The sequence below is a fragment of the Actinomadura sediminis genome (assembly GCF_042675525.1).
In the GTDB taxonomy this organism is placed as follows: domain Bacteria; phylum Actinomycetota; class Actinomycetes; order Streptosporangiales; family Streptosporangiaceae; genus Spirillospora; species Spirillospora sediminis.
In genome coordinates this window covers 19,182-35,772 of the sequence record NZ_JBHTJA010000002.1, presented here as the reverse complement: position 1 = coordinate 35,772, position 16,591 = coordinate 19,182, and the positions used below count along the sequence as shown (strand labels likewise).

Annotated in this window: 16 protein-coding genes and 4 tRNA genes; 8 read left to right on the top strand and 12 right to left on the bottom strand. The window is 71.9% G+C overall.

From position 1 onward, the window contains the following. Positions 1–3: 3 nt before the first annotated feature. The 4 genes from ACFQ11_RS01835 to ACFQ11_RS01820 all read right to left on the bottom strand — a co-directional run bounded on the left by ACFQ11_RS01835 (position 4) and on the right by ACFQ11_RS01820 (position 3,459). Positions 4–1,233 (bottom strand): MFS transporter, encoded by a 1,230-nt coding sequence (locus ACFQ11_RS01835; RefSeq protein WP_378295955.1) that lies wholly within the window; start codon positions 1,231–1,233, stop codon positions 4–6. A gap of 399 nt (positions 1,234–1,632) precedes the next feature. Beyond that, positions 1,633–1,977: a hypothetical protein gene (locus tag ACFQ11_RS01830; protein WP_378295954.1), complete on the bottom strand. Its 345-nt coding sequence runs from the start codon at positions 1,975–1,977 to the stop codon at positions 1,633–1,635. 76 nt (positions 1,978–2,053) lie between these two features. Next, a complete protein-coding gene (locus ACFQ11_RS01825) occupies positions 2,054–2,350 on the bottom strand; it encodes a hypothetical protein (RefSeq protein WP_378295953.1) in 297 nt (98 codons plus the stop codon). Positions 2,351–2,499: 149 nt separating this feature from the next. Then, positions 2,500–3,459, bottom strand: coding sequence for an AraC family transcriptional regulator (locus tag ACFQ11_RS01820; protein ID WP_378295952.1), 960 nt, complete (start codon positions 3,457–3,459; stop codon positions 2,500–2,502). 102 nt (positions 3,460–3,561) lie between these two features. Between ACFQ11_RS01820 and ACFQ11_RS01815 the strand changes: the two genes are divergently transcribed. Next, on the top strand, positions 3,562–4,503 hold the full coding sequence (locus ACFQ11_RS01815) for an MBL fold metallo-hydrolase (RefSeq protein WP_378295951.1): 942 nt from the start codon (positions 3,562–3,564) through the stop codon (positions 4,501–4,503). Positions 4,504–5,412: 909 nt separating this feature from the next. On the opposite strand, the gene ACFQ11_RS01810 is transcribed toward ACFQ11_RS01815, so the two are convergent. Then, positions 5,413–5,484 (bottom strand) — tRNA-Val (locus ACFQ11_RS01810). Positions 5,485–5,590: 106 nt separating this feature from the next. Further along, complete coding sequence (locus ACFQ11_RS01805; protein ID WP_378295950.1) at positions 5,591–6,007, bottom strand: PGPGW domain-containing protein; 417 nt, start codon at positions 6,005–6,007, stop codon at positions 5,591–5,593. Positions 6,008–6,287: 280 nt separating this feature from the next. Between ACFQ11_RS01805 and ACFQ11_RS01800 the strand changes: the two genes are divergently transcribed. Next, the gene (locus tag ACFQ11_RS01800; RefSeq protein ID WP_378295948.1) at positions 6,288–6,701 is read left to right on the top strand and encodes an SsgA family sporulation/cell division regulator; all 414 of its coding nucleotides are present in this window, start codon (positions 6,288–6,290) and stop codon (positions 6,699–6,701) included. Here ACFQ11_RS01800 and sthA read toward each other — a convergent pair. Then, the gene (sthA, locus tag ACFQ11_RS01795; protein WP_378295947.1) at positions 6,696–8,099 is read right to left on the bottom strand and encodes a Si-specific NAD(P)(+) transhydrogenase; all 1,404 of its coding nucleotides are present in this window, start codon (positions 8,097–8,099) and stop codon (positions 6,696–6,698) included. The two genes, ACFQ11_RS01800 and sthA, sit on opposite strands and share 6 nt — an antisense overlap. Positions 8,100–8,140: 41 nt before the next feature. Further along, positions 8,141–8,761, bottom strand: coding sequence for a TetR/AcrR family transcriptional regulator (locus ACFQ11_RS01790; protein WP_378295946.1), 621 nt, complete (start codon positions 8,759–8,761; stop codon positions 8,141–8,143). Positions 8,762–8,859: 98 nt separating this feature from the next. Between ACFQ11_RS01790 and ACFQ11_RS01785 the strand changes: the two genes are divergently transcribed. Continuing rightward, a complete protein-coding gene (locus tag ACFQ11_RS01785) occupies positions 8,860–9,597 on the top strand; it encodes an SDR family NAD(P)-dependent oxidoreductase (RefSeq protein WP_378295945.1) in 738 nt (245 codons plus the stop codon). A gap of 5 nt (positions 9,598–9,602) precedes the next feature. Continuing rightward, the gene (locus tag ACFQ11_RS01780) at positions 9,603–9,920 is read left to right on the top strand and encodes a DMT family transporter (RefSeq protein ID WP_378296164.1); all 318 of its coding nucleotides are present in this window, start codon (positions 9,603–9,605) and stop codon (positions 9,918–9,920) included. Between the two features lie 4 nt (positions 9,921–9,924). Here the strand turns inward: ACFQ11_RS01780 and ACFQ11_RS01775 are convergent, their stop codons facing one another. Genes ACFQ11_RS01775 through ACFQ11_RS01765 form a run of 3 tightly spaced genes read right to left on the bottom strand, consistent with a single transcriptional unit; the run spans position 9,925 to position 12,448 of the window. Then, on the bottom strand, positions 9,925–10,761 hold the full coding sequence (locus tag ACFQ11_RS01775) for an aminotransferase class IV (protein WP_378295944.1): 837 nt from the start codon (positions 10,759–10,761) through the stop codon (positions 9,925–9,927). After that, positions 10,758–11,750 carry a chorismate-binding protein gene (locus tag ACFQ11_RS01770; protein WP_378295943.1) on the bottom strand — a complete coding sequence of 331 codons (993 nt, stop codon included), beginning with the start codon at positions 11,748–11,750 and terminating at the stop codon, positions 10,758–10,760. The genes ACFQ11_RS01775 and ACFQ11_RS01770 overlap by 4 nt, the downstream gene beginning before the upstream one ends. Beyond that, a complete protein-coding gene (locus tag ACFQ11_RS01765) occupies positions 11,747–12,448 on the bottom strand; it encodes an ArsR/SmtB family transcription factor (protein ID WP_378295941.1) in 702 nt (233 codons plus the stop codon). The genes ACFQ11_RS01770 and ACFQ11_RS01765 overlap by 4 nt, the downstream gene beginning before the upstream one ends. A 147-nt stretch (positions 12,449–12,595) precedes the next feature. Between ACFQ11_RS01765 and ACFQ11_RS01760 the strand changes: the two genes are divergently transcribed. From ACFQ11_RS01760 to ACFQ11_RS01750, 3 genes are all read left to right on the top strand, one after another. Beyond that, positions 12,596–12,667: transfer RNA gene (locus ACFQ11_RS01760), tRNA-Gly, on the top strand. Between the two features lie 41 nt (positions 12,668–12,708). Continuing rightward, a tRNA-Cys gene (locus ACFQ11_RS01755) sits at positions 12,709–12,779 on the top strand. Positions 12,780–12,813: 34 nt separating this feature from the next. Continuing rightward, positions 12,814–12,888: transfer RNA gene (locus tag ACFQ11_RS01750), tRNA-Val, on the top strand. Positions 12,889–13,018: 130 nt separating this feature from the next. On the opposite strand, the gene ACFQ11_RS01745 is transcribed toward ACFQ11_RS01750, so the two are convergent. Beyond that, the gene (locus ACFQ11_RS01745; RefSeq protein WP_378295940.1) at positions 13,019–15,553 is read right to left on the bottom strand and encodes an ATP-dependent Clp protease ATP-binding subunit; all 2,535 of its coding nucleotides are present in this window, start codon (positions 15,551–15,553) and stop codon (positions 13,019–13,021) included. 192 nt (positions 15,554–15,745) lie between these two features. Between ACFQ11_RS01745 and ACFQ11_RS01740 the strand changes: the two genes are divergently transcribed. Next, complete coding sequence (locus ACFQ11_RS01740) at positions 15,746–16,582, top strand: LLM class F420-dependent oxidoreductase (protein ID WP_378295939.1); 837 nt, start codon at positions 15,746–15,748, stop codon at positions 16,580–16,582. The last annotated feature ends 9 nt before the right edge of the window (positions 16,583–16,591 follow it).

Sequence of the window (16,591 nt, the reverse complement as noted above, 5' to 3'; positions counted from 1 at the left end):
CCGTCAGCCTCCGGCCTTGTGGCTCATCACCTCGCGCCTGACGACGGTGCCGGTGAACGCGGCGGCCGCCCCCGCGACGATGGCGAGCAGGGCGAGCCCGACCGCATAGGAGCCGAACCCCTCGTAGACCACCCCCATGACCAGCGGCGGAACAAACCCGCCGAGGCCGCCCGCCGCGCCGACCACGCCGGTGACCGCTCCGACCTTGTTCCCGGGCGCCAGCCGCGCCACCAGGGCGAACGTCGCGCCGCTGCCCGCGCCGAGCGCCGCGGCCATCGTCAGGAACGCGAGTGTGCCGAGGGGCATGAGCGGCGGCGCGAACGCCTGGACCGCCGCGCCCGCCACCGTCACCACCAGCGACACGCCCAGCACCCGCACCGGGCCCGCCCGGTCGGCCAGCCATCCGCCGACCGGGCGCATCGCCACGGCCAGCAGGACGAAGCCGGCCATCCGCGTCGCCGCGTCGGGCTGCGACAGCCCGTACTCCGTCTTCAGGTAGGTCGGGAGATACACCGAGAACGCCACGTACCCGCCGAAGGTCACCGCGTACAGCGCCGACAACTCCCAGGTGACGCCCAACCGGAACGTCGCCGCCAGCCGCCTCACCAGCGGCTCGCCCGGCACGGTTCGTCCCGGCGATTCCCGCAGCACCGTCCACGCCACCACGGAGTAGAGCGCGAGCAGGACCGCCGTCAGCACGAACGGCGCCGCCGTTCCGTGCCCGTCGACCAGCTGCACGGTCGTCAGCGCGCTGATCGCCGTGCCGCCCATCCCGGCGCCGAAGACTCCGATCGCCAGCCCGCGCCGATGGGGTGGGAACCATCCGTTGACGAAGGGCACCCCGACCGCGAACACCGTGCCGGCGATGCCGAGGAAGAAGCCGCCCACCAGCAGCGCGGCCAGAGAGGAGTGCCCGACCAAACCCAGATACAGGACGGGGGCGATGGTGATCAGCGAGACGACGGGGAACATCACCCGGCCGCCGAACCTGTCGGTCAGAGCGCCCACCGGCACGCGGCCCACCGATCCCACCACGACCGGCACGGCGACCAGCAGGGACTGCTCGAACGTCGACAATGCCAGCACGTCTTTGAAGCGCGGCCCGAGCGGGCTCAGCAGCGCCCACGCCCAGAAATTGACCGCGAACCCGACGGTGGCGACCGCGAGCATGACTACCGGACGTTCGCGTCCACCGCTCCGCCGCGAGCCCGCCTCTTCCGATGTCTCGATCATTGCGGTCCGTTTCTCATTCGTTCGCTGGCCCCGCGTCGAGCCCGCGCCGCCAACACACCGATCCGTGTGGACGATCTTCACCATGACTGACGCTCCTAATCCCCCAATAGGGCCTTTCGTCCCGAACCGTTGCCCGCGCCTCGGCTCGGTGGCCTTCAACGGGCCTTTCCGCCCTGGCGCATCGGCGAAGGACCTTACGGAGCGTCGGGACAGGACGGTTCCGCCTGCCAAGCCCGGGCCGCTTCCAGGCGTCGCACGACGAGGTCGCCGAAGCGGCGGGTCAGCTTGTACCCGGCGAGGGGCCGACCGCGCACAGCGTCCAGACCAGCGGTCCGTCGAACTCGACGGCCCGCACCGGGTGCTCGCGCTCGCCCCGACCCTCCAGTGCGGGCGGAACAGTCACAACCAGCCCAGCATCGCGTCCGTGCCGACTGTGTCGATGACGAACGAACCGCGGCCCGGCGTGCACAGGTGACACGGTCCCGTGCCGCACGAGCCAAAACCGTTCCGCGGGGATCCGCCTCGCTGCAGATGCGCCGTCCCGCCGGAATCTCGGTGAACCGAGCGGCCTTCGCCAGCCTGGTCAAGTCGGCGCCCCTCATCGAACTTCTCGAATCCGAGGCCCTGCGAATCTTCGACGACATCCGCCAGCGCGACGTGTTCTCCGAAGAGGACGTCGCCGCCCCGGAGCAGCTCGCCGACGACATCGAGGCGATCCGCGCCGAGCAGGCGTGCAGCAGACACCCTCTGTCAACCTCAGCGGCGGGCTTGACGGATCGGGCGCGGTCGCGCGTGTGGACGGCCTCGTCGTAGGTGATGTTCAGGCGCAGGCACTACCACAGCACCTCGAGCCAGCGGTCGCCCAGGGCGCGCAGGGCGAATGCCGGTGCTCGCCGATTCCCGCGGCGCCCCTGGCGGCGAGACGGTCACCCAGGTCACCGTCGGCGATGTCCATCGCTGCCGCGAAGGTCGCCGGAAGATCGGCGCGCAGCCGGTTGCCCAGCCGCCGCTCGTCGCGCTGGGCGCCCACATCGTTGTGGGCGATCGCGCCCAGCTCGCCGCGCGGAATCGACGCGCGCAGCTCCAGAGAGGCGTCCAGCGCCGGCAGGCAGCACATTCGCGCGTCCTGGCATCGTTCTTCTTGTTTGCCGACCGGGGACACCGACCGTCGATCTGGGCGGCGGCTCGTCGGTGCCCGCCCGTGCATGGCCGAAGACTGTTTCAGTCCCTCACGCCCCGGGGCGCCGACTGCTTCAGGCTTTGGTGTCAGCTTGTTTGGCGGTTGGTGGCGGGTTTTGCGGCGGAAGCAACTCTAGCCGCGGCCTGCTTTCGGTATCGCCCCGGTGTGGTGCCGAACTCCCTCTCGAAGGCGTGGGAGAGCGCGTACGGGCTGCCGTAACCGACTCGACCGGCGATGGCGGCCAGGGTTTCCTTGGTGTCGCGGAGGAGAGTGGCGGCGAGGATCACGCGCCACCAGGCGAGGTATGCCATCGGAGGGCGGCCGACCAGGGCGGTGAACCGGCGCGCCAGGGTGGGACGGGAGACGCCCGCCTCCGCGGCCAGGCGGTCGTTGCTCCACGGCGCGGACGGGTGCGAGTGCAGCGCCCGCAGGGCGGCGGCCGTCACCGGGTCGCCCAGTGCGCCGGGCCAGGTTCCGCTGGTGGTCTCGGCCATCCAGGAGCGGATCATGTAGACGAGGAGGAGGTCGAGCAGGTTCGGGAGCGCCATGCAGGAGCCGGGCCGCACCTCGTCCAGCTCGCCGGCAAGCAGGTCGATCGCGGCACGGAGTTCGAGGTTGCCGCCGATCCGGCTGGGGAGATAGACGATCTCGGGTAGCTCCGCCATGAGCGGGTGAATGCGGCTGCAATCGAGCCAGTACTTGCCGCACAGCATCTCCGTACCGTCGCGGCCGGGGTCTGCCTGCGGCTCGATCTCCGCAAGCCATTGCTCGAACGGTTTCGCCCTCTGCGTCGCGACGGCCGGATCGGCGGGAGAGTCTGCGATCACATGGCCCGTGCCGTGAGGCAGCAGGACCGCGTCGCCCACGCCGAGGGACACCGACGCGCCGCCGTCGGTCAGGAGCCGGCAGCCTCCCTTCAGGACGACGTAGAAGCCCGCGCCGTCGTAGGGGTCGAGCCGCGCGCACCAGCTCCCGCTCGTCCGCACCCGGTGGAACCACGGGTGGCCGAGGTGAACGGCGGAGATCGCGTCACTCACCACATCCATCCGGCCAGGATATCTCCACACGTCCCGTGTGAGACGTATGCGTATTTTATTGAGCCAGGCGAGCATTGAGAAGCTCGCTTCAGTCTTCTTACAGTTGAGCGCATGACGCACGAGAACGAGAGTGTGCAGCGCATGCTGCTAGGAGATGTCGAAGTCATCCGGGTCGTTGAATGGCACGAACCGTTCCTGCCGACCTCCGACATGTTCCCCGGAGTCGGCGCCCACGTGTGGAAGGACAACGAGGGCTGGCTGGCACCGGACCACTGGGAACCGGACACCGGCAGAGTGGTGTCCGCGCTGCAGAGCTGGGTGCTGCGCAGCGCCGGGCAGACCGTCCTCGTCGACACCGGAGCGGGCAACGGGCGCGAACGACCGGGCATGGGACCGTATCACCGGTCCCCGAGCGACCTCCTCGGACTGCTCGCGAAGGCCGGTGTCCGGCCGCAGGACGTGGACGTCGTGGTCAACACCCACCTGCACGTCGATCACGTCGGCTGGAACACCGTCGACGCCGACGGGCAGTGGGCACCGACGTTCCCCAATGCCCGCTACCTCATCCCGGCCGCCGACGACTTCCATTACGGTCCGGACAACGCGTACGGCAACGGCGCCCAGGAGGTCGACCGCCTGATCTACGAGGACAGCATCGCGCCTGTCCACCAAACCGGGCAGGCCGTGCTGTGGGACGGCCTCCACCGCATCGACGAGCACCTCACCCTGGAATCGGCGCCCGGCCACACCCCCGGCTCGTCGGTACTGCGACTCGCGTCCGGGAACGACCGGGCGGTCTTCGTCGGAGACTTGCTGCACAGCCCCGTGCAGATCCTGCACCCCTGCTGCAACAGCAACGCCTGCCTGGCCCCCGAACAAGCGGCGGACAGCCGCCAGCGGATTCTCGGGCGCGCGGCCGATGAGCGGGAACTGCTCGTCCCCGCGCACTTCGGCGGTGCCGGCGCCCTGGAGATCCGACGGAACCGTACCGGATTCGCCCTCGGCCCATGGGCCGCGAGCGAACCGGCGAGAGGATCCTCCTGCCCTGCGTGAGCCCGCCCAGGAAGAGCCGCCATCACAGCCGCCGACCCGCAGCCATATAGGAGTACCGGCCGGCGAGACCTCCATACGCAAGGAGCCACCACCGCGATCCGTGCGCACATTGGTGCCGGCCAAGCCTCCCCGGACAGTGACGAGGCGTTGGTTCCCCGCCACGTGCCCTTGAGCTTCTGTCAATCGCCCCGCAGGCGTCCGTGCTCTAGGGGGAAGCTCAAGACCTCCTTCTACGCTGCCCCCGGTCTCGTCGCACGGGTCAGCGACCAAGGCGAAGGCCAGTGCGACATCTGGGTCGGGACCACCCACCGCAACCTGTTGCGACCGCTCGCGCACCTCAGCGTGCCGTGGAGGGGCTTCGACGGTTGAACCGCCACATCGCGGCGTCGGCCGTGTTTGCTCGTTCTTCGCTCGGCGGTGTCGAAACGGAGCGGCACGGGGCGAGATGTAGCGGCACGGAGATGATGCTGGATGCGGACAGACTGGTACAACGCGGGTCTCAAGTCTGGACACGTCGGCGGCCAGGGGCAGGGCGCGGTTGAGGTTGACGCCTCTCACAGGTGCTGGCGTCGCCGACGCGGCCGGGCCGGTCGAGCCCACCATCGGCGCTAAGCTCAACTGGCAACGCGATACTCCGCGCCGGGTCACCATCGGGTCGGGGAGCGGATGCGTCCCGGGCGGGACCGCGACGATCTCCCCGGCTGCGCCCTGGTCGGCCTTGAACATCCGCACGTCGCCGTCCTGCAGGACGGCAGTTCGGAGCATGATGATCGACCGCCGCGTGACCTGTTCGGGGGACCGAAACAGTCTCCCGGTGGCTCCCCGATTGGCTCCCGAGCCTGCGAAGAGGTCACCGGAGAACCGCTGGAACCAATCGCATAACTTGCTCTGACCTACGTAAACGTGAGGTGGGCGATACTGGGTTCGAACCAGTGACCTCTTCGGTGTGAACGAAGCGCTCTCCCACTGAGCTAATCGCCCGTGCGGGCCGCCGTGGTGGGCGTTCCCGACGTCGGAAACTCTAGCGCATGTCGGGGGGTGTTCGCGCATCGGTTCGCGGTGCCCCGGCGGCCGGACGGGGCGCGGCTCAGTCCCAGAAGCTGACGTCCTGGATCTGCCAGGGCAAGACGAAGTCGTAGACGGCGAGGTAGCCGACGATGGCGGCGCCGGCGACGAGGCCGCCGGTGACGCCGAGGACGAGGTTGCGGCGGCGTCTCCTGGGGTCGAGGGCGCGTTCCTTGGCGCGCTCGGCGGCGGCCTTGGCGTGGTTGAGGGCTCGGCGGGCCCAGGCGAACTCGGTGGCGAGGATCGCGAGGCCGACGATGATGCCGAGCATGCCGGGGCCGGGGGTGATCATCATGACCAGGCCGCCGAGGGCGACGGTGGCGCCCACGGTGAAGACTCCGACCCGCCAGGCGGTGTTGAGGAGCGCGTTGCGGCGCATGGTGTCGCGGAAGCGGCCGTAGCCCCGGGGGGCGGCCTTTTCTTCGTCTTTAACTACCACGGATTTACCCTAAGCCAGCGGAACGCCTGTCAGGGACGTCCGATGGTGGCATGCGCGGGGTGTGCGGAGGGAGCACCCGGGTGTCCGAAAGATCGGCTTTTGCCCAGCTCAGGGTGGGGTTTTGCCTCCGTGAGATGGGTCACACGGGACGGGGGCGGCGGAATGTTCGGCCGAGCTCCGACAGTTAGGCGTCATAGATCGTGGGGACATCCGTGATGAGGGAGAGGCACCCAACGGAGCTCCCCGCGCGCCAGCGGGATCGACGTATGAAGGAATGGCCATGAACAGCAGTACCACAGTCTCAGCGGAGCTGGGCCTTCGTCTCGTCGTCCCCGACCGCACGACCGTCCCTCTGCTCGCCGGGCTGGAGTACGCGGCCGACGATCCGTACGCGATCCGGATGGCCTTCTTCGTGGGCGACGACGAACCGGTGGAGTGGATCTTCGCCCGGGAGCTGCTGACCGTCGGCATCGTGCGCAAGGTCGGAGACGGCGATGTCGAGGTGTGGCCGGGCGACGACGACAGCACGCTGCACATCGCGCTGTCCTCCCCGTTCGGCAACGCTCTGTTCGAGGTTCCCCTGTCGCCGCTGGCAGACTTCCTGCACCGGACGTACCAGGCGGTGCCGGCGGGCGAGGAGCCCGACTTCATCGACATCGACGCCGAGCTGGAGAACCTGCTCTGGCCCTCATGACGTGAGGCGTGCGATGTGCCGCATCTTGTTCATCGCGTCCAGTGCGGCGACCTTGTAGGACTCGGCCAGCGTGGGGTAGTTGAAGACGGCGTTGACCAGGTAGTCGACCGTGCCGCCGCAGCCCATGACCGTCTGGCCGATGTGGACGAGCTCGGTGGCGCCCGTGCCGAACACGTGGACGCCCAGGAGCCGGCGGTCCTCCGGTGAGACCAGGAGCTTGAGCATCCCGTAGGAGTCGCCGGTGATCTGGCCCCGGGCGAGCTCGCGGTAGCGGGAGATCCCGACCTCGAAGGGGACCTTGGCCTCGGTGAGGTCGTCTTCGGTCCGGCCGACGAAACTGATCTCGGGGATCGTGTAGATGCCGATGGGCTGCAGTTCGTGCATCTGCGCGAGGGGCTCGCCGCAGGCGTGGTGCGCCGCGATGCGGCCCTGCTCCATCGAGGTGGCGGCGAGCGAGGGGAAGCCGATGACGTCGCCGACCGCGTAGATGTGCGGGACGTCCGTGGCGTAGTTCCCGTCGACCGCGATGCGGCCGCGGTGGTCGGCGGTGAGGCCGGCGGCGTCGAGGTTCAGGCCGTCGGTCATGCCGTGGCGGCCCGCGGAGTACATGACGGTGTCGGCGGGGATGCGCTTGCCGCTCTCCAGGACGGTGATCGCGCCGTGCTCCACCCGTTCGACGGAGGCGACGGTCTCGCGGAAGCGGAACGTGACCGCGAGGTCGCGCAGGTGGTACTTGAGCGCCTCGACTATCTCCAGGTCGCAGAAGTCGAGCATCCGCTCGCGTCGTTCGACGACGGTGACCTTGGTGCCGAGCGCGGCGAACATCGAGGCGTACTCGATGCCGATCACGCCCGCCCCGACGACGACCATGCTGTCGGGGACGCGGTGGAGGTCGATGATGCCGTCGGAGTCGATGACCGTGCGGTCGTCGAACTCGACGGTGTCCGGACGGGCGGGGCGGGTCCCGGTCGCGATCACGATGCGGTCGGCGGTGACCTTCTGCTCGCGGCCCTCGTCGGCCGTGATGCCGACGGTGCGGGGGTCGAGGAAGCGCCCGGTGCCGGACAGGACGGTGACGCGGTTGCGGGCGAGCTGGCTGCGGAGGACGTCGATCTCGCGGCCGATCACGTGCCGGGTCCGCATGCTCAGGTCCGCCACCGTGATGTCGTCGTCGACCCGGTAGCTCTGGCCGTAGAGCTCGCGCTGGTTGAGTCCGGTCAGGTACAGGACGGCCTCGCGCAGCGTCTTGGACGGGATCGTTCCGGTGTTGACGCAGACGCCGCCGATCATCTCGCGGCGGTCGGCGATCGCGACCCGCCGTCCGAGCTTGGCGGCGGCGATCGCGGCGCGCCGGCCGCCGGGTCCGGATCCGAGCACGAGGAGATCGAAGTCGTTCACGTCCCCCAGTGTGAACGCGCACCCGTCCTCCGCATAACCCCCTACGCGGGACGGATCACGCCGTCGAGGAGGTCGTCCAGTCCGGCCTTGATGCGCGGGACGTCCATGCCGCGGGCGTGCCGCTGGTGGCGGAAGAGGTTCGCGGCGAGGGGGGCCAAGAGGGCGTCGGCGAGGTAGTCGGCGTCGGCGGCGGGAGAGACCCGCTCGATCAGCGTGCCGAGGTGCAGCCGGTAGAGGTCGTAGTAGTGGTCGCGGAAGCGGGCGAACGGGGTGTCGCTCTCGGCGGCCAGCAGGAGTTCGGACTGCTCCTCGGTGCGGTCGACGAGGGCGTGCAGGAACGCCCGGACGCGCGCGGCGGGCGGGGCGCCGCCGTCGCCGGGGCCGAGGGGGGCGGGGCCGTGCATGAACGCCCGCTGGAACTCGCGTTCGCGCTCGTCGATCAGGGCGTAGAGGAGGCGCGCGCGCCCGCCGAAGCGGCGGTAGACGGTGCCGACGCCGACGCCGGCCTCGCGGGCGACGTCGTCCAGGGAGAGGCCGTCGACGCCGCGCGCGGCGATCACCCGGCCGGCGGCGGCGAGGATCCGGCGGCGGTTCTGCGCGGCGTCGGCCCGCTCGGGGCGGGGGCCTCCGACCATGGGCAGGACGCGCCTGGGTTCGTCCATCGGGGCGAGTCTAGCAACCGGAGTACTCTCCGTTTCCGGTTGCCAAACGGAGGGTTCTCCGCTTACTGTTCCGGAGAACTCTCCGGATTGGGGCACTCATGGAACTGGACGGACGGACGGCGCTGGTCACCGGCGGCGCACGGGGCATCGGCGCGGCGATCGCCCGGCGGCTGGCGGAGGCGGGCGCGGACGTCGCGATCACGTACCTGCGGGCGGACGACCGCGCGCGGTCGGTGGTCGCGGAGATCGAGGAGCACGGCCGGCGCGGCGTCGCGCTCCGGGCGGACGCGGCCGACCCGGACGCGGTCGTCGGGGCCGTCGACCGGGCGGCGGCGGAGCTGGGGCGGCTCGACGTCCTGGTGAACAACGCGGGGATCGCGCCCCACGGGCCGCTCGAGGACGTGCGCCGCGACGAGGTCGATCACGCGCTGGCCGTCCACGTCCGGGCGGCGTACCTGGCGGCGCAGGCGGCGGCGCGGCACCTCGGGCCGGGCGGCCGGATCATCGGCGTGGGCAGTTCGATGGCCGAGCGGGTGCCCGACCCCGGATGGACGCTCTACGCGATGACCAAGTCGGCGCTGCTCGGGCTGACGAAGGGCCTGGCGAGGGATCTGGGGCCGCGCGGCGTCAACGCCGTCCTGGTGCACCCGGGGTCGACCGACACCGAGATGAACCCGGCGGACGGGCCGGACGCCGTGCACGAGCGGGCGCACGGCGCGCTCGGCCGGTACGGGAGCCCGGACGACGTCGCGGCGATGGTCGCGCACCTCGCCGGGCCCGGCGGCGACTACGTGACCGGCGCCGCGATCGCGGTCGACGGCGGATACGCGGCGTGATCCGGATGCCGTGGGTCCTGCTGGTCGTGGCCGCCGGGATGGAACTGGTGTGGGCGACGGCGCTGAAGCGGTCGGAGGGGTTCACGCGGCTGTGGCCGACGGTGATCGGCGTCCCGGTGTGCCTGCTGAGCGTGGTGGTGCTCACGCTGGCGCTGCGGGACCTGCCGGTCGGCACGGCCTACGCCGTCTGGGTCGGGCTCGGATCGCTGGGCGTGGCGGTGACCGGGATGGCGGTGCTCGGCGAGAGCGTCACCCCGATGCGGGTGACGTGCCTGGCGCTGATCCTCGCCGGCGTGATCGGCCTCAAGGCCGTCGAGGGGTGACGTGTCAGGGGTCCATCAGCTCGGCGGCGCGGGCGGCGAACGCCTCCATGGCCTTGAGCGTGATGGGCCCCGGCGCGGCCGGCAGGGCGGTGCCGTCCACGGCGCGGATCGGCTGGACGTCCCGCGTCGTGGACGTCAGGAACGCCTCGTCGGCCCGGTACAGGTCGTCGAGGGAGAGGTCCTCCTCCTCGCCGCCGCACCATTCGAGCGTGAGCTCGCGGGTGATGCCGGCGAGGCACCCGGACGACAGCGGCGGGGTGAGCAGCCGCCCGCCGCGGACGACGAAGACGTTGCTGCCGGTGCCCTCGCAGAGCCGCCCGGCGGTGTTGGCGAAGATCGCCTCGCCGCTCCCCCGCTCCTTGGCGTAGGCGAGCGCGAGCGCGTTCTCGGCGTAGGAGGTGCTCTTGACGCCGGTCAGCGCGCCGCGCTCGTTGCGGGCCCACGGCACGACGGTGACGTCGCCCGTCGCGGGGAACGGGGTCTGCTCGTCGGCGATGATCGTGATGGTCGGGCCGGCGTCGCCGCGCGCGGAGCCGAGCGGGCCCGGGCCGCTGGTGCAGGTGATGCGGACGCGGCCGAGCGGCCACCGGGGCGCGGCGGCCAGCACCTCGAGGGTGCCCTGGGCGAGCGTGTCGTGGTCGGGTTCGGGGAGGCCGAGGGCGGCGGCGGAGCGGGCGAGGCGCTTCAGGTGCCGGGTGAGCGCGAACGGCTCCCCGTTCTGGGCCTTGACGGTCTCGAACACGCCGTCCCCGACGAGCACGCCGTGGTCGAACACCGAGACGGCCGCCCGCTCCGCGTCGATCAGGTCGCCGTTCATCCAGACCCTGGCCTGCTCCGTCACCCGGACGCCACCTCCAATAGCCGAGCCGCCTTCAGCTCCGTTTCGCGCCATTCCCGGCCCGGATCGGACCCCCACGTGATCCCGGCGCCGGTGCCGAAGCGGAGCATGCCGTCCTCCGTCCAGAAGGTCCGGATGCCCACCGCGAGGGCGCCGCGCCGGGCGTCCGCGTCCACCCAGCCGATGGCTCCACAGTACGGCCCCCGCGGGACGGGTTCGAGTTCTTCGAGCAGGGCGAGGGCGCTGGACTTGGGCGCGCCGGTGACCGAACCGGGAGGAAACGTCGCGGCGAGCAGCTCGGGCCAGCCGGTTCCGGGGCCGAGCCGCGCGCCGACGGTCGAGACCAGGTGGACCAGGCCCGGGTGCTCCTCGATCTCGCACAGCCCGGGGACGCGGACCGTCCCGACCTCGGCGACGCGGCCCAGGTCGTTGCGGACCAGGTCGACGATCATGACGTTCTCCGAACGGTCCTTGGGCAGCAGGTCGCGGGCCGTCCGCCCGGTGCCCTTGATCGGACGGGACGTCACCGCGGCGCCGTCGCGGGCCAGGTAGAGCTCGGGCGACGCGCACGCCACCGCGAGGCCGGGCAGCCGGACGGTCATCGCGTGCGGCGCCGGGTTCCCGGCGGCCAGCCGGGCGCCGAGCCCGGCGATGTCGGCGCCCGGCGCGACCGGCGCGGACAGGACGCGGCACAGGTTCGCCTGGTAGACGACGCCCTCGGCGATCGCCGCGCGGATCGCCTCGACGCCCGCGACGTACGCGGGCTCGTCGAGCGAGGACGTCCACTCCCCCGGCGCGGCCCACGGGCCCGCGGGATGCGGTGCGGGACGGACGTCGTCGAACCGGGCGCACGTGACCTTGCCCTCGTACGTGACGACGACGGCCCACCAGCCTCGCGAGTCGAGGGCGGCCGGGTCGGTGGTGACGTCCGCGAGGCCGGTGGCGAGCATTCCCCCGGCGTACGCGAACGCGGGTCCGCGCGCGGTGTTCACGGCAGGACGCAGCCGAAGGCGTCGGCGAGCCCGGCGAGGCCCGCGTCGGTCACGGTCAGTGCGCGCGGCGCCGCCCCGCGCTCGAACCAGCCGAGGTCGATCATCCGGTCGGTGAGCGCGGCGGCGAGGGCCCCGTTGAGGTGCGGGCGCCGCTCGGTCCAGTCGAGGCACCGCCAGGCGAACCTCCGCCGCGAGGCCCGCAGGGCGGCGACGTCCACGCCGAGCCGGTCGAACCGTCCGGTGCCCTCGCGCGTGACCGTGTAGCCGTCGGCGTCGGGCTCCAGCAGGGCGCCGTCCAGGAGCGCGGCGAACAGCGCGACGCCCGCCTGCCCGGCGAGGTGGTCGTAGCAGGTGCGGGCCCGGTGCAGCCGCCGCGCCTCCCGCGACTGCCGCAGTCCGCGCACCCGCACGGGCGGGCTGATCCGCGACAGCCCCTCGACGAGCTGCGCCACCTCGGCGTCCCGCAGCTCGTAGTAGCGGTGCCGTCCCTGGACGGCCACGGTGACGAGGCCGCCGTCCAGCAGCCGCGCCAGGTGCGAGCTGGCGGTGGACGCCCCGACGCCCGCCGCGCGGGCCAGTTCGCCGGCGGCGAGCGGCCGTCCGTCCAGCAGCGCCGTCAGCATCGCCGCCCGCGCCCGGTCGGCGAGCAGGGCCGCGACCGGCGCGAAGTCCGCGGCGACCGCATCCTCGGTGGACATGCCGCCAACCCTAGGCGAAGGACGCTTCGACCTGCGCCGAAGCGTCCCCCGGACGGCTCGCCGGGGAATCCGGTTCGCACATCGCGCTCGGACGCGCTAATGTTTTCCCCGTCGCCGAACGGGCCGGACGGGCCGGGAGGCAGACAGGCGGAAGTGGCTCAGGGGTAGAGCATCACCTTGCCAAGGTGAGGGTCGCGGGTTCAAATCCCGTCTTCCGCTCTGAGGGGCCTTTCAGGCTGTGAACCCAGAAGGTCTCTTCTGGTGGAGTGGCCGAGAGGCGAGGCAACGGCCTGCAAAGCCGTGTACACGGGTTCAAATCCCGTCTCCACCTCGATCCCGCGTCTCCCCCCGGAGGCGGCGGACCCGGGCGATTAGCTCAGTGGGAGAGCGCTACCTTGACACGGTAGAGGTCACTGGTTCAATCCCAGTATCGCCCACCACTGCCCAGGCCAGGACCTACGTCCCGCGCCTGGGCTTTTTCGTGCCCCGAGAACACCCGGGCAAGGGACGGCGCCCGGCGGTGCAGGTCGCGCGGGCGCCGTGGTCGCGGATCCGTTCCCGGGCGGCGCCCTACGGGGCGGACGCCGGTTCGGGGGTGGTGATCTCGAAGGCGAGGCCGTCGGACGTCGCGGTGACGTCGACGTGCCGGCCGGGCGCGAGGTCGCCCGACAGCAGCAGGTCGGAGAGCCGGTCGTCGACCTCGCGCTGGATCGTGCGGCGCAGCGGGCGGGCGCCGAACTCGGGCTGGTGGCCGCGTTCGGCGAGCCAGTCGACGGCCTCGGTGCCGAACGAGACGGTGACGTCCTGCGCGCGGAGCCGGCGGCGCGTCTCGTCCAGGAGCAGGTCGGTGATCTCCCGGAGCTGGACGGCCTCGAGCCGGTGGAACACGATGATCTCGTCGATCCGGTTGAGGAACTCGGGCCGGAACGCCTCGCGGAGGCGGCGCATGATGCGGTCGCTGAGGGCGGAGCCCCGGCCGTCGCCGCCGACCGTGCCGAACCCGATCTCGACCTGGCCGGTGATGAGCTCGGAGCCGAGGTTGCTGGTCATGATGACGACGGTGTTGCGGAAGTCGACGGTGCGGCCCTGCGCGTCGGTGAGGCGGCCGTCGTCGAGGAGCTGGAGGAGGACGTTGAAGACGTCCTGGTGGGCCTTCTCGATCTCGTCGAGGAGGATCACCGAGTAGGGCTGGCGGCGGACGGCCTCGGTGAGCTGCCCGGCCTCCTCGTAGCCGACGTATCCGGGCGGTGCGCCCATCAGGCGGCTGACGGTGTGCTTCTCCTGGAACTCGCTCATGTCGAAGCGGACCATCCGGTCGCGGCTGCCGAACAGGGCCTCGGCGAGCGCCTTGGCCAGCTCGGTCTTGCCGACGCCGGTCGGGCCGAGGAACAGGAACCCGCCGATCGGGCGGTCGGGGTCGCTCATCCCCGCGCGGGACCGGCGCACGGCGCGCGCGACGGCGGCGACCGCGTCCTCCTGCCCGACGACGCGCTCGTGCAGGTGCTCCTCCAGGTTCGCCAGGCGGTCCTTCTCGGCCTGGGTGAGCTGGGTGACGGGGACGCCGGAGATGCGGGAGACCACCTCGGCGATGTCCTCGACGGTGACCTCGGGGACGGTCTCGTGGCCGTCGCCGGAGCGCGCGGCGGCCAGGTCGCCCTCCAGGTTCGCGATCTCGTCGCGGAGCTGCGACGCCTTCTCGTAGTCCTCGTCGAAGACCGCCTGGTCCTTCTCGCGGCGCCGCCGCTCGAGGCGGTCCTCCAGCTCGCGGCGCCCGCCGTCCCTGGCGTGCGAGCGCAGCCGGACGCGCGCCCCCGCCTGGTCGATCATGTCGATCGCCTTGTCGGGCAGGAACCGGTCGGTGAGGTAGCGGCTGGACAGGTCGACGGCGGCGACCAGCGCCTCGTCGGCGAACCGCACCTGGTGGTGGGCCTCGTAGCGGTCGCTCAGGCCGCGCAGGATCTCGATGCTGTCGTCGCCGGACGGCTCCGCGATCATGATCGGCTGGAAGCGGCGCTCGAGGGCCGCGTCCTTCTCGATGTTGCGGCGGTACTCGTCGATGGTGGTGGCGCCGACGACGTGCAGTTCGCCGCGGGCGAGGGCGGGCTTGAGCATGTTGGCGGCGTCCATCGCGCCCTCCGCGCCGCCCGCGCCCACGACCGTGTGGATCTCGTCGATGAAGATGACGAGCTCGTCGGAGTGGTCGCGGATCTCGTCCATGACCTTCTTCAGCCGTTCCTCGAAGTCGCCGCGGTAGCGGGTGCCGGCGACCATCCCGCTGAGGTCGAGCTGGACGAGCCGCTTGCCGCGGAGGGTGTCGGGCACGTCGTCGTCCACGATGCGCTGCGCGAGGCCCTCGGCGATGGCGGTCTTGCCGACGCCGGGGTCGCCGATCAGCACCGGGTTGTTCTTGGTCCGCCGCGACAGCACCTCGACGGTCTGCTCGATCTCCTCGGACCGGCCGATCACCGGGTCGATGCGGCCCTCGCGGGCGTACTCGGTGAGGTCGCGGCCGTACTCGTCGAGGGTCGGGGTGCCGGTCGGCTGCTGGCCGCCGCCCCCGCCGGGGGGCTGCGGCCCGTGGCCGCCGCCGCCCGCCGCGGCGTTCTGCAGCGAGTCGGGTGTCACGTGCTCGGCGTCCAGGATGCGGCCGGCGTGCGAGTCGCGGTCCAGGGCGAGCGCGAACAGCAGGTGCTCCGGTCCGATGTAGGACGAGCCGAGCGCGCGCGAGATCTGGTGCGAGTCCAGCAGCGCGCGTTTGGCGGACGGCGTCAGCTGCGGCGGCACGTCGCGGGGATCGCCGCGCCGGGCGCTCTCCTCGATCTCCGCCTTGATCTTGTCGGGGTCGGCGCCGGCGCGCACCAGCCAGTGCCGGGTGCCCTGCTGCCGGGTGGCCGCCCACAGCAGGTGGTCGGTGTCCAGGTCGAGGCTGCCCCACTGCGCCGCCTGCGCCGCGGCGTCGCGCACGAGCTCGCGCGCGGGTTCGCTCATGAGCCGGGCGATGCTGACCCGCTCCGTGGGACGGCGGTGCGCCCGCGCTCCGAAGAACCGGGCGAGCATCTCCTCGAACGGGTCCATTCCCCCGGCTCCGTACCAGCCCGCGGTCATTATCGAAAACCTCCCCCTCGCCCGGCCCGTCCCGGTTCCCGGGCCGGTCGTCGCAACGCCTGAGGACCTGCCCGTGGGGATGTGCGAGAAACACGGTGCGCGCTTACGGGACGCGCGTGCCGGGAGACCGGTAGATGTGGTGCGGCGGGGAAGGCCGGGCATGATCCGGCGAGGCGCGATGTTGGAGCGAGCATGACGAAGATCGACATGGGCCGGTACGGCATCTGGCGGCCGTGGCCGCGGCTGACTCCGGAGCTGGCACGCGAGGTGGAGGCGCTCGGGTACGGGGCGATCTGGATCGGCGCTTCGCCCACCGACCCGGGCATCGCGGAGCGCCTGCTCGCGGCGACGGAGCGGATCGTCGTCGCGACCGGCATCGTGAACATGTGGGCGACGCCCGCCGCGGAGGCCGCGGCGTCCTACCTGCGGCTGCGCGACGCCCACGGCGAGCGGTTCGTGCTCGGCGTCGGGGTCGGTCATCGGGAGGCGACCCAGGAGTACCGGGCGCCGTACGAGATGATCGTCGACTACCTGGACCGGCTGGACGCCGCGGGCGTCCCGGCGGACGGCCGGGTGCTGGCGGCGCTCGGGCCGAAGGTGCTGCGGCTGGCCGCCGAGCGGACGGCCGGCGCGCACCCGTACCTGGTCACGCCCGAGCACACCCGCCGGGCGCGCACCGAGCTCGGCGACGGGCGGCTGCTCGCGCCCGAGCAGAAGGTCGTCCTGGACGCCGATCCGGAGCGGGCGCGCGCGATCGGCCGGGCGCAGGTCGCGAACCCGTACCTGAAGCTGCGGAACTACACCGCGAACCTGGAGCGGCTCGGCTGGGCGGAGGAGGACATCGCCGGCGACGGCAGCGACGCGCTCATCGACGCGCTGGCGCCGCACGGCGAGCCGGCGGCGGTCGCGGCGGCGCTGGAGGCGCACCACGACGCGGGCGCCGACCACGTGGCCGTCCAGTTGCTGACCGAGGACGAGCAGGACCCGGTTCCCGGGCTGCGGGCGCTCGCCGCGGAACTGGGACTCTGACGCCTTTCC

Excerpts from the sequence above, each read along its gene's own strand:
- ACFQ11_RS01835 (WP_378295955.1), bottom strand. The coding sequence starts at position 1,233 with ATGATCGAGACATCGGAAGAGGCGGGCTCGCGGCGGAGCGGTGGACGC.
- ACFQ11_RS01825 (WP_378295953.1), bottom strand. The coding sequence starts at position 2,350 with ATGTGCTGCCTGCCGGCGCTGGACGCCTCTCTGGAGCTGCGCGCGTCG.
- ACFQ11_RS01820 (WP_378295952.1), bottom strand. The coding sequence starts at position 3,459 with ATGGATGTGGTGAGTGACGCGATCTCCGCCGTTCACCTCGGCCACCCG.
- ACFQ11_RS01815 (WP_378295951.1), top strand. The coding sequence starts at position 3,562 with ATGACGCACGAGAACGAGAGTGTGCAGCGCATGCTGCTAGGAGATGTC.
- ACFQ11_RS01800 (WP_378295948.1), top strand. The coding sequence starts at position 6,288 with ATGAACAGCAGTACCACAGTCTCAGCGGAGCTGGGCCTTCGTCTCGTC.
- ACFQ11_RS01790 (WP_378295946.1), bottom strand. The coding sequence starts at position 8,761 with ATGGACGAACCCAGGCGCGTCCTGCCCATGGTCGGAGGCCCCCGCCCC.
- ACFQ11_RS01785 (WP_378295945.1), top strand. The coding sequence starts at position 8,860 with ATGGAACTGGACGGACGGACGGCGCTGGTCACCGGCGGCGCACGGGGC.
- ACFQ11_RS01780 (WP_378296164.1), top strand. The coding sequence starts at position 9,603 with ATGCCGTGGGTCCTGCTGGTCGTGGCCGCCGGGATGGAACTGGTGTGG.
- ACFQ11_RS01765 (WP_378295941.1), bottom strand. The coding sequence starts at position 12,448 with ATGTCCACCGAGGATGCGGTCGCCGCGGACTTCGCGCCGGTCGCGGCC.
- ACFQ11_RS01745 (WP_378295940.1), bottom strand. The coding sequence starts at position 15,553 with ATGACCGCGGGCTGGTACGGAGCCGGGGGAATGGACCCGTTCGAGGAG.
- ACFQ11_RS01740 (WP_378295939.1), top strand. The coding sequence starts at position 15,746 with ATGACGAAGATCGACATGGGCCGGTACGGCATCTGGCGGCCGTGGCCG.